Here is a 9,486-nt window from a genome sequence, read left to right on the forward strand (position 1 = left end):
TCGTCCAGCAGGTCGTCAATCTGCTTGTCCTTGATCTGGCCGGAAAAGCCGGTGACCGTGTCTGCCGCCGAACGGGCATATTGGCCATATTGCTCGCCAAGCTTCTCATCGACCTGCGCCGCGGCGTCCGTCAGCAACTGTGCGAACTGATCGAGCGCATTTCCGGCGCGTGCCTTGCCGTCATCGGCGAGTGCGTAGATCTTGTCGGTCGCCTGTTGCTGCACTTTGGCAGCACCGTCCTTGATCGCCTGCTTCGGGCTGGTCGCGGCGGCGTCCTCCGTAGCGTCACTGCCCGTGCCGCCCTGGGCAGGCGTGTTCGATTCCGGATTGAAATTGACGCCCGCGGTTTTCAGCGGCGCTGCCGGTTCAAACCCGGTCGCTGCCGGCGGTGTGGTGTCGTTCTCGGCCATGACGGAACCCTTTCTTTTGCGGTTCGCAGCTTAACCCCGTCAGTGGAAACGAGGTTCCATCGTGGTCGCAATTGCCCTGAACGCGTGTGCGAGATACAGCCGCCCGCGACCACACGGGCATTTTAGGAGCTTCGTTACGTGACCGCAATCATCGACATCCACGGGCGCCAGATCCTGGACAGCCGCGGCAACCCCACCGTCGAGGTCGACGTGTTGCTGGAAGACGGCAGCTTCGGCCGTGCCGCTGTGCCGTCCGGCGCGAGCACCGGCGCACATGAAGCCGTTGAAAAGCGTGACGGAGACAAGAGCCGGTGGATGGGCAAGGGTGTCGATCAGGCGATCGATGCGGTGAATGACGAGATCGCGCAGGCGGTGATCGGGCTGGATGCCGAGGATCAGGCTGATCTGGACCGCGTGATGATCGAACTGGACGGCACCGAGAACAAGGGCCGGCTGGGCGCGAACGCCATTCTGGGCGTCAGCCTGGCAGTGGCGAAGGCCGCGGCAGAGGCGCGTGGCCTGCCGCTTTACAAATATGTCGGCGGCGTATCCGCCCATCTGCTGCCCGTGCCGATGATGAACATCATCAATGGCGGCGAGCATGCCGACAATCCGATCGATTTTCAGGAATTCATGATCATGCCGGTCGGCGCTTCCAACATCCTGGAAGCGGTACGCTGCGGGTCGGAAATTTTTCACACGCTGAAGAAGGCGTTGCACGACAAGGGTCTGGCGACGGGTGTGGGCGACGAGGGCGGCTTTGCGCCCAACATCGCATCGACGACCGACGCACTCGACTTCATCATGTCGGCGGTCGAAAAGGCCGGCTACACGCCGGGTGACGACGTGATGCTTGCGCTGGATTGCGCGGCGACCGAGTTCTTCAAGAACGGCAAGTACGATATCTCCGGCGAGAACAAGATCCTGTCGAGCCATGAGATGGCTGAATATCTGGCCGATCTGACCCGCCGCTATCCGATCCTGTCGATCGAGGATGGCATGGCCGAGGACGATTTCGAGGGCTGGAAGGCGCTGACCGACCTGATCGGCGACAAGGTGCAACTGGTCGGCGACGATCTGTTCGTGACCAATCCCAAGCGTTTGAAGCAGGGCATCCAGGACGGTCTGGCCAACTCGCTGCTGGTGAAGGTCAACCAGATCGGCACGCTGACCGAGACGATGGAGGCGGTGTCGATGGCGCATCGCGCGCGGTACACCGCGGTCATGTCGCATCGTTCGGGTGAGACCGAGGATGCGACGATCGCGGACCTGGCGGTCGCGACCAACTGCGGACAGATCAAGACGGGCAGCCTGGCGCGATCGGACCGGCTCGCCAAGTACAACCAGCTCATCCGTATCGAGGAGGAACTGGGCGACTCGGCGCGTTATGCTGGCCGCGACGTCCTGTTTACGCGATAAGCCACTTGATCCGGGGCGGCGGGCACACGAAAATGGCAGGCGTGAAGAAGCCGTCCCCTTTCCGCAAGACGATGCGCCGTGCCGCGTGGCCGGCGCTCGGGCTCACACTGATCGCGTTCTTCGGCGCCTATGCGGTGCTGGGGCGTAACGGTCTGCTCGCCTATGGCGATTATCAGCGGCAACTGGCCAGGCAGGAGCGCCATTATGCGACGCTGGACCAGAAGCGCACCGTGTTGAAGAACAGGGTGGCGTTGCTCGATCCCGATCATGCCAATCCCGACATGGTGGACGAGATGATCCGCAAGAAGATGAACGTCACCCACCCGGACGAGATGATCGTTCCCCTGAAATGATGAAGGGCCGGCAGTGTTGCCGGCCCTTCGTTCATCCCGATCAGCGACCCAGGAAGGTCAGCAGATCCTGGGTCAGCCGCTCGCCATGCGTGACGTTCAGGCCGTGCGGTGCCCCGTCATATTCGACCAGTTGCGCACCCGGGATACCGGCCGCCGCCGCGCGTGCGGACGGATCGATCGGCACCGTCTGATCGCTGGTGCCGTGGATGATGAGCGTCGGAACGCGGAACGATGCGAGGTCGGGGCGGAAGTCGGTATGGCCGAACGATTCCGCGCAGGCCAGGGTCGGCTTCAATCCGCCCTGCATGGCGACCGCCGTCGTCCAGTCCAGCATATCGTCGCTGACCGGGCTGCTGAGATAGCCGACGCCGAAGAACTGCTTCAAAAAGGTATCGCGGAAGAAGTGGGGGCGATCATCCTGAATACCCTGGGCGATCTGCTGCAGCGTCGATTCCGGCACGCCGTCCGGATTGTCGTCGGTCTTGAGCATATAGGGGACGACCGAGGCGATCAGTGCCGCGGCGACGACGCCCTTCCCTTGATGACGGCTCATGTACCGGGCGACCTCGCCGCCGCCCATCGAGAAGCCGACCAGCGTCACGTCCTGCGTCGCGCCGGTCGCTTCCAGCACGTCGGCCAGATCGTCGGAGAGCGTATCATAGTCGTAGCCGGACCAGGGCTGCCCCGACCGCCCGAAACCGCGGCGGTCATAGGCGATGGCGCGGAAACCGGCATCGGCCAGCGCCATCATCTGCGGGTCCCACATGTCCGACGACAGCGGCCAGCCATGCAGCAAGACGACCGGGCGACCCGAACCCCAGTCCTTGACGTAGATGTCCGTCCCGTCGCGCGTCTTCACATAGGGCATGATCGTCTCCTGGCTTCTTGAATTGCAGCGCAGAACGGATCGGGCGATGCCCCGTTCCGGATAAGCTCGGCCTTGGTCCTTTAGCGCACCTGTGCGCCGGGCTGCGCGTCGTCGGTCTCCGGCCCTTGCGGATTGCGAATCGAGGGGCGCAGGCGGGCGAGACTGCACAGGCCGGCGACCAGCGCCAGTGCGGCGGCGATCAGCGCGGGGCCGCCGCCGCTGCCGATGCCCAGCGCCAGCAGCGCGGCGACCAGCGTGGCGCCTGTCGTCTGGCCCACCATGCGCGTGGTGGAGATAAGGCCACCCGCTGCCGCCGCCCGTTCCCGCGGGGTGGAGCCGATGATGAGCCGCGCATTTGGCGACAGGAACATGCCGAACCCCGCGCCGCACATCGCCATCCGCCATGCGACATCGCCATATCCCGGCTGTTCAGGCAGAAAGGCGAGCAGGCAGAGCGCGCCGATCGCAATCGTCATGCCGATCCCGCCGAGCAGTCCGGCCGGATAGCGGTCGGACAGCCAGCCCGACAGCGGCGCGACGATCATGGTGGTCAGCGGCCACGGCGCGATCATCGCCCCCACCTCTGACGGGGACAGGCCATAGGCATGCTGAAGCCGGAAGGGCAGCGACAACAGGAGCGTCATCGAGGCGACGAATGCGGTAAAGGCGCCAAGCGTCGACAACGCCAATACGGGGCGGCCAAGCAGATCGACCGGCAGGATCGGTGCGGCTTCGCCTCGCTCGCGCCGGATGAAGATCACGCCGGTGAAGATGCCCAGCGCGACGATCGCAGCCGACACGATCGGGCTGTCCCCGTGCACGGCGGTTTCCAGACCCCCGATGACGAGGCCGAACATTGCTGCACACAGTACGCCGCCCAGGACATCGAATGGTTCCTCTCCGCGCGGCGGTTCGGGCAGGGCGCGACCGAGCGCCAGCGACAGGATGGCAAAGGGCACTGCGCTGGCGAAAACCCATGGCCATGGTGCGATGCCAAGGATCAAGCCACCAAGCGTCGGCGCAAGCGCGGCAGAGCTGGAGACCACGACCGAGTTGACGCCCAAACCCCGGCCGAGCTGGCGGGCCGGATAGATCGACCGGACGAGGGCGGCGGATACACTAAGCGCCGCCGCCGCCCCGGCGGCCTGCGCGACGCGCACCACCAGCAGGAAGGGCAGGCTTTTGGCAAAGAAGCACAGCACCGTGGCCACGGTGAAGACCAGTTGCCCCGTCTGGTACATCCGCTTCAACCCGATCCGGTTACCCAGGCCCGAAAATGGCAGGAGCAGCATGACCAGGGTCAATTGATAGACCGTGACGACCGATACCGCCGCGCTGGACCCCACGCCCAGGTCGCGGGCTATGGTGGGCAGTGCCACGGTGGCGATGGCGCCATCGATGACGACCAGAGCAGTGCCGGCGGATATGGCGGCGATCGCGATGAAGCGGCGGGGTTTGGGCAGGCCATCGGTCATGATGACGCTCTTAACCCGTCATGGAGCGGTGCGATGCATTGCACTCGCGGAATTACGGCGCCACAACTGACCTATTACGCCCATAAGGAGATTTTGATGCGTGGTTGGCGATTTCTGGCAGCGGCGAGCCTGGCGACCGTGATGGTGACCGGCGTGGCCGATGCGACCCAGAAGACAACGGCGAACGATCCGCATATCTGGCTGGAAGACAAGGACGGCGCCAAGGCCCTGGCGTGGGTGGAGGCGGAAAATGCAAAGACGCTGCCGCGCTTGCAGAATGATCCACGCTACGAAACCTTTTACGCCGAAGCACTAGCCATCGCCTCGGCCAAGGATCGTATTCCGATGCCCGAGCAACGCGCGGGCAAGATCCTGAACTTCTGGCGCGACGCGGACCATCCGCAGGGACTGTGGCGCTGGACGAGCGAGGCCGACTATGCCTCGGCCACCCCGCGCTGGACGACGCTGATCGACCTGGACGCGCTGAGCCGGGCGGAAGGCAAGAAATGGGTCTGGAAGGGCGCAAGCTGCCTTCAGCCCGAGGAGCGGCTATGCCTGGTCGCGTTGTCGGAGGGCGGCGAAGACGCGATCAGCTACCGCGAGTTCGATCTCGAAGCGGGGCGTTTCGTGGAAAACGGCTTCGCGCTGCCGACCTCCAAGCAGGGCGCGGCATGGCTGGATAAGGACACGCTGCTGGTCAGCCGCGACTGGGGGGCGGGCAGCATGACCCAGTCCAGCTATCCCTTCGTCGTCAAGATGGTGAAGCGCGGCCAGCCGCTATCGGCCGCGACCGAACTGTATCGCGGCGCGCCGGGCGACCAGTTGGGCACCTATGCCGGTGTTATGACCGACGCCAAGGGCAACAAGCTGGTGCTGATGCAGCGGCGCCAGGCGTTTTTCGGTGGCGACACGTCGGTATGGACGCCCGCGGGAGGCACGAAGAAGCTGGATATTCCGGCCCGTGCCCATGTCGTCGGGATGATCGATGGACGCGTGATCTTCGAGACGAGCGATCCCTGGGGATCGATCGCGGCAGGCACGGTCGCGTGGGCGCCGCTGGCCGAGGTACAGCGCGGGATCGTGCGTCCGCAAGTCCTGTTCGCGCCAAGCGCGACGCAGGCGGTGCAAGGCGTCGACACGACGCAGAACCGCGTCATCGTGACCTATATCGATAACGTGCAGGGCCGGGCGAGCGTGTTTGCGCCCAGCGGTGCGGGTTGGACGTCCCGCGCGGTGGCGGTGCCGGAAAATGTCAGCATCGGGGTGGCCAGCACCACCGATCGCTCCGACCATGTCTTCCTGGCGGTAAACGGCTTCACCACGCCCACGACGCTGTCCGCCTTTGATGCCGCCGGCACGGCCGCGCCGCGGACGATCAAGAGCCTGCCGCCGCGCTTCGACGCGCAGGGCGTTGCCGTCCACCAGTATCAGGCGACGTCGAGCGACGGCACCAAGGTGCCGTATTTCGTCGTGCTGCCCAAGGGCGTGAAGCTGGATGGCACGACGCCGACGCTGATGACCGCCTATGGCGGGTTCGAGATCGCGCGTCTGCCGACCTATCTTGGATCGACCGGCAAGATGTGGACGGAGCGGGGTGGCGCGTTCGTGCTCGCCAATATTCGCGGCGGCGGCGAGTTCGGACCGAAGTGGCACGATGCGGGCCGCAAGACGAAGCGACAGATCATCTATGACGATTTCGTCGCAGTGGCGAACGACCTGACCGCGCGCAAGATCACCAGCCCACAGAAGCTGGGTATCTATGGCGGATCGAATGGCGGCCTGCTGATGGGCGTGGAATTCACCCAGCGGCCCGACCTATGGAAGGCGGTGACGATCCAGGTGCCGTTGCTCGACATGGTGCGCTATGAACAGATCGCCGCGGGCTCGTCCTGGGTCGACGAATATGGTTCGGTCTCCAATCCGACGGAGAAGGCGTTCCTGGAGAAGATTTCTCCTTATGCGAACATTCGCAAGGGCGTGGCCTACCCGGAACCCTATATCTGGACCACGACCAAAGACGACCGTGTCGGTCCGCAGCATGCCCGCAAGTTCGCGGCGCGGCTGGGTGAATATGGCCTGCCGTATCTTTTTTACGAGGATACGGCAGGTGGACATTCCGGCGATGCCGACATTGCGCAGGGTGCCCGGTTGCAGGCGCTGCAGACCACCTATTTCGCGCAGAAGCTGATGGGTGCCGCCCAAGGTGGAGCGGCTACTGCAGCGCGGTAATCGTCCTAAAATGCCCTTATGATGGGGTGCGTTCCTGATCCTTATACCACCCCGGCAGAGGCCGGGGTGGGCCTTTTCGCGAGGACGTCAGGACGGCTCCTGCGATCATGGCGCATGCGGCGACGTCAGCCGCGCAGCGCCGTCGATAGTTCGGCCTTCGTCATCGTCGATCGACCTGGCACCTTCTTCTTTCGGGCTTCCTCATACAGTTCGGCCTTGCTGCGATGGTCGCGGAACGGTGCAGTCTTGGCGGCGATGTCATCGGGTTGGGCTGAAAACTGCTTGCCCTTGGCGCGATCGACGCGTTTGCGGGCGGTGGTGCGGCGATATTCTTCGTCAGACAGCGATTCGCGTGCGGCTTTGGGCAGATAGCGTTCGCCGGTCTCACGGCTCGTCTTGCCGGACCTGGTTCCCCAGTCTTCCTCCGTCCATTGATGCAGACTGTTGGCGGCATCCGGCTCGCCCTTGTAGCCGCCGCCGCGCTTCTTGTATTCGGCGACGGCCATCTGCGCCTTGCGGGCGGACCATTCGCCTTTGCGGCCGCCCTTGCCGCCGGCAGTGATCTCTGCCTTGACGGAGTCCCACAAATCGGAATCGGTGCGATCGGCCGTGTCGGTCATGACGCGTTGAACCCGCACGATCGTGGTGCGTTCCGCCGCTTGAATGCGGCAAATGTTACGCATTGGTCTTGCTGCATTGCAGCGATGCGGGCAGAAGCGAGGGCATGACCGACATGACGACGATCGAGCGCAGTCCGGCAGAGCCGGCGGCGGGCGCTCCCGCGATCATCTTCGAGGCGATCGTGAAGCTGCGCGCGGTGGCTGCGACCTATAATCGCGGGGACGTGACGCTGGCGCCGCACGCCATCTACACACGCCATGGCGAGCTTTACGTCGACGCGACCACGCTGGAGCGTGACGGACGGCCGCCCAAGGAAGAGAAACTGGGCACGTTCAAGCTGGCTGGGCTGGGTGCCTTGCGCCTGACCCCGCGCCGTTTCACGGCCAGTTCGCTGTTCCTGGCGGGTGATCCCAAATATTCGGGCGTGCTGCTGATGGCGGTCGAGCCGGGCTGATCGCACGGCGGCGACAGTTTCAATTCGGACGTAAACCATTGCGGCAATGACCTTTCGGTCCTATGCCTCTTGTTCGGTGCGGGGGAGCACGGGGGCAAGGGCCGTTGAGTGGTGACGCACGCCAAGCTGTAACCGTGTGGCCGGATATGACTGCGATTGCTCATATCCAGCGCGCCGAAACTGTTCTGGGGCCGTTTTCTTCCTGGCCTTCCGCGTTGCAGACCGCGGCTGGCATGGTGTTGACGATGGGCGTGCCGGCTGCTTTGGTCTGGGGTCCGGCCCTGGTCACGATCCATAACGCGGCATTCGAGCAACTGGTCGGCATCAACGCGAACGGGCAGGCTTTCGATGCGATCTGGGCGATGCGCTGGCCTGCATGTGCGTCCGTGCTGGAAAGGGTGCGGCGGGGCGAGATCGTGAAGGGATATGATCGCCCGACCATGGTGCATCATGACGACCCGGATGAGGCATCGCTATGCTCCTATGCGTGCAGCCCCGTTCGTGATGGACAGGGACAGGTGGCCGGCTTTGTCGACATTCTGATCGAAACGTCCGAAGCGGTACGGGCCCGGGCCGAGATGGTCGTGCTGAACCGCGAATTGGGACATCGGTTGAAGAACACCATGGCGATGGTGGGAGCGATCGCTTCCCAGTCGTTGAAAGGGGTGATCGAGCGGGAAGCGGTGGATACGTTTCAGGCGCGTATCGTGGCGCTGGGGCATGCGCATGACGTGCTGTTGCAGGAAAACTGGGCGGAAGCGTCGATCGAGACGGTGGTCGATACGGCGTTGAAGCTGCACGACGATAACAAGCGTTTCATCATCACCGGCGTGCCCGTGCAACTGGGATCGCGCGCGGTGCTGTCCCTGTCGCTGCTGCTTCATGAATTGGCCACCAATGCCATGAAGCACGGGGCGCTGTCCGTCGCGAACGGTCATGTCGACCTGAGCTGGCGTATTGACGGCGATGAGCTATGCCTCGACTGGATCGAACGCGACGGGCCTGTGGTCTCGGAGCCATCACGCGGCGGGTTCGGCTCCCGCCTGATCGGCATGGGGCTGGTCGGTACGGGGCGTGTCGAGCGTCATTACCATCCCACGGGTTTCGCAGCACATTTCCGTGCCCCTTTGGCACAGGTACAGCAGACGTAAAGCTTGAGGCGGGTAGCAGGCGGATCCTACACCAATATCGAACCGCCCATGATCATCCCCGCCACTCCTCCTGTGATCCTCGTCGTGGCAGATCAGCCCCTGCTGCGTCTGGCGGCCGTCGACTTGGCAGAGCAGGCCGGGTTCGTGGCGGTGACGGCTGGGGGTGCGTGCGATGCACTGGCGATGCTGGACCGGCGGAACGACATTGACGTCGTGCTCGCCGATCTCGACCGGCCGGATGATGCGCTGGGCGCGCAACTGGCTGCTTCGATTGCGCGGCGATGGCCCTTGATCGGGGTGCTGGTTCTCACCGATCGCGTCGATCCGATCCCCGTGGAGGCGGGGTCGGCGATCACCCGCCCTTGCGCGGACCGGGTGATCATAGCTGCGTTGCAGGCCCTTAACGGCAGCGGATCTGCCGGTTCTGGTCGATAGACCGGCCGGCCAAAGCGCCCGCTGCGCCGCCAAGCAACGTGCCCACCACCCGACTGCGCCCGCCGTCGATG

At 64.3% G+C, this 9,486-nt stretch carries 11 protein-coding genes; 6 read left to right on the plus strand and 5 right to left on the minus strand.

The annotated features are described in order from the left end of the window. Nucleotides 1-410: hypothetical protein (locus Q0U08_RS13735; RefSeq protein WP_298091952.1), on the minus strand; the 410-nt coding region annotated here is incomplete at its 3' end. Nucleotides 411-548: 138 nt separating this feature from the next. On the opposite strand from Q0U08_RS13735, the gene eno reads away from it, so the two are divergent. Both eno and Q0U08_RS13745 read left to right on the plus strand, forming a co-directional pair. Continuing rightward, nucleotides 549-1,829, plus strand: a complete 1,281-nt coding sequence (gene eno / locus Q0U08_RS13740; protein ID WP_298091953.1) for a phosphopyruvate hydratase — start codon at nucleotides 549-551, stop codon at nucleotides 1,827-1,829. 71 nt (nucleotides 1,830-1,900) lie between these two features. Beyond that, a complete protein-coding gene (locus tag Q0U08_RS13745; RefSeq protein WP_298091960.1) occupies nucleotides 1,901-2,182 on the plus strand; it encodes a septum formation initiator family protein in 282 nt (93 codons plus the stop codon). A gap of 40 nt (nucleotides 2,183-2,222) precedes the next feature. Here Q0U08_RS13745 and Q0U08_RS13750 read toward each other — a convergent pair whose 3' ends face one another. Beyond that, nucleotides 2,223-3,050: an alpha/beta hydrolase gene (locus Q0U08_RS13750; RefSeq protein ID WP_298091954.1), complete on the minus strand. Its 828-nt coding sequence runs from the start codon at nucleotides 3,048-3,050 to the stop codon at nucleotides 2,223-2,225. Between the two features lie 80 nt (nucleotides 3,051-3,130). Continuing rightward, complete coding sequence (locus Q0U08_RS13755; protein ID WP_298091955.1) at nucleotides 3,131-4,525, minus strand: MFS transporter; 1,395 nt, start codon at nucleotides 4,523-4,525, stop codon at nucleotides 3,131-3,133. Nucleotides 4,526-4,621: 96 nt separating this feature from the next. On the opposite strand from Q0U08_RS13755, the gene Q0U08_RS13760 reads away from it, so the two are divergent. After that, on the plus strand, nucleotides 4,622-6,754 hold the full coding sequence (locus Q0U08_RS13760) for a prolyl oligopeptidase family serine peptidase (protein WP_298091956.1): 2,133 nt from the start codon (nucleotides 4,622-4,624) through the stop codon (nucleotides 6,752-6,754). A gap of 125 nt (nucleotides 6,755-6,879) precedes the next feature. Here Q0U08_RS13760 and Q0U08_RS13765 read toward each other — a convergent pair whose 3' ends face one another. Continuing rightward, entirely contained in the window at nucleotides 6,880-7,374 is a 495-nt protein-coding gene (locus tag Q0U08_RS13765; protein WP_298091957.1) for a hypothetical protein, read from the minus strand. Between the two features lie 113 nt (nucleotides 7,375-7,487). Between Q0U08_RS13765 and Q0U08_RS13770 the strand changes: the two genes are divergently transcribed. From Q0U08_RS13770 to Q0U08_RS13780, 3 genes are all read left to right on the plus strand, one after another. Next, a complete protein-coding gene (locus tag Q0U08_RS13770; RefSeq protein WP_298091961.1) occupies nucleotides 7,488-7,829 on the plus strand; it encodes a hypothetical protein in 342 nt (113 codons plus the stop codon). Nucleotides 7,830-8,062: 233 nt separating this feature from the next. Then, a complete protein-coding gene (locus Q0U08_RS13775) occupies nucleotides 8,063-8,980 on the plus strand; it encodes a sensor histidine kinase (RefSeq protein WP_298091958.1) in 918 nt (305 codons plus the stop codon). Nucleotides 8,981-9,028: 48 nt separating this feature from the next. After that, nucleotides 9,029-9,415 carry a response regulator gene (locus tag Q0U08_RS13780; RefSeq protein WP_298091959.1) on the plus strand — a complete coding sequence of 129 codons (387 nt, stop codon included), beginning with the start codon at nucleotides 9,029-9,031 and terminating at the stop codon, nucleotides 9,413-9,415. On the opposite strand, the gene Q0U08_RS19895 is transcribed toward Q0U08_RS13780, so the two are convergent. After that, on the minus strand, nucleotides 9,381-9,464 hold the full coding sequence (locus Q0U08_RS19895; RefSeq protein WP_367271135.1) for a hypothetical protein: 84 nt from the start codon (nucleotides 9,462-9,464) through the stop codon (nucleotides 9,381-9,383). The genes Q0U08_RS13780 and Q0U08_RS19895 overlap by 35 nt on opposite strands. Between the last annotated feature and the right edge of the window lie 22 nt (nucleotides 9,465-9,486).

This window comes from uncultured Sphingomonas sp., from assembly GCF_946477935.1.
Taxonomy (GTDB): Bacteria; Pseudomonadota; Alphaproteobacteria; order Sphingomonadales; family Sphingomonadaceae; genus Sphingomonas.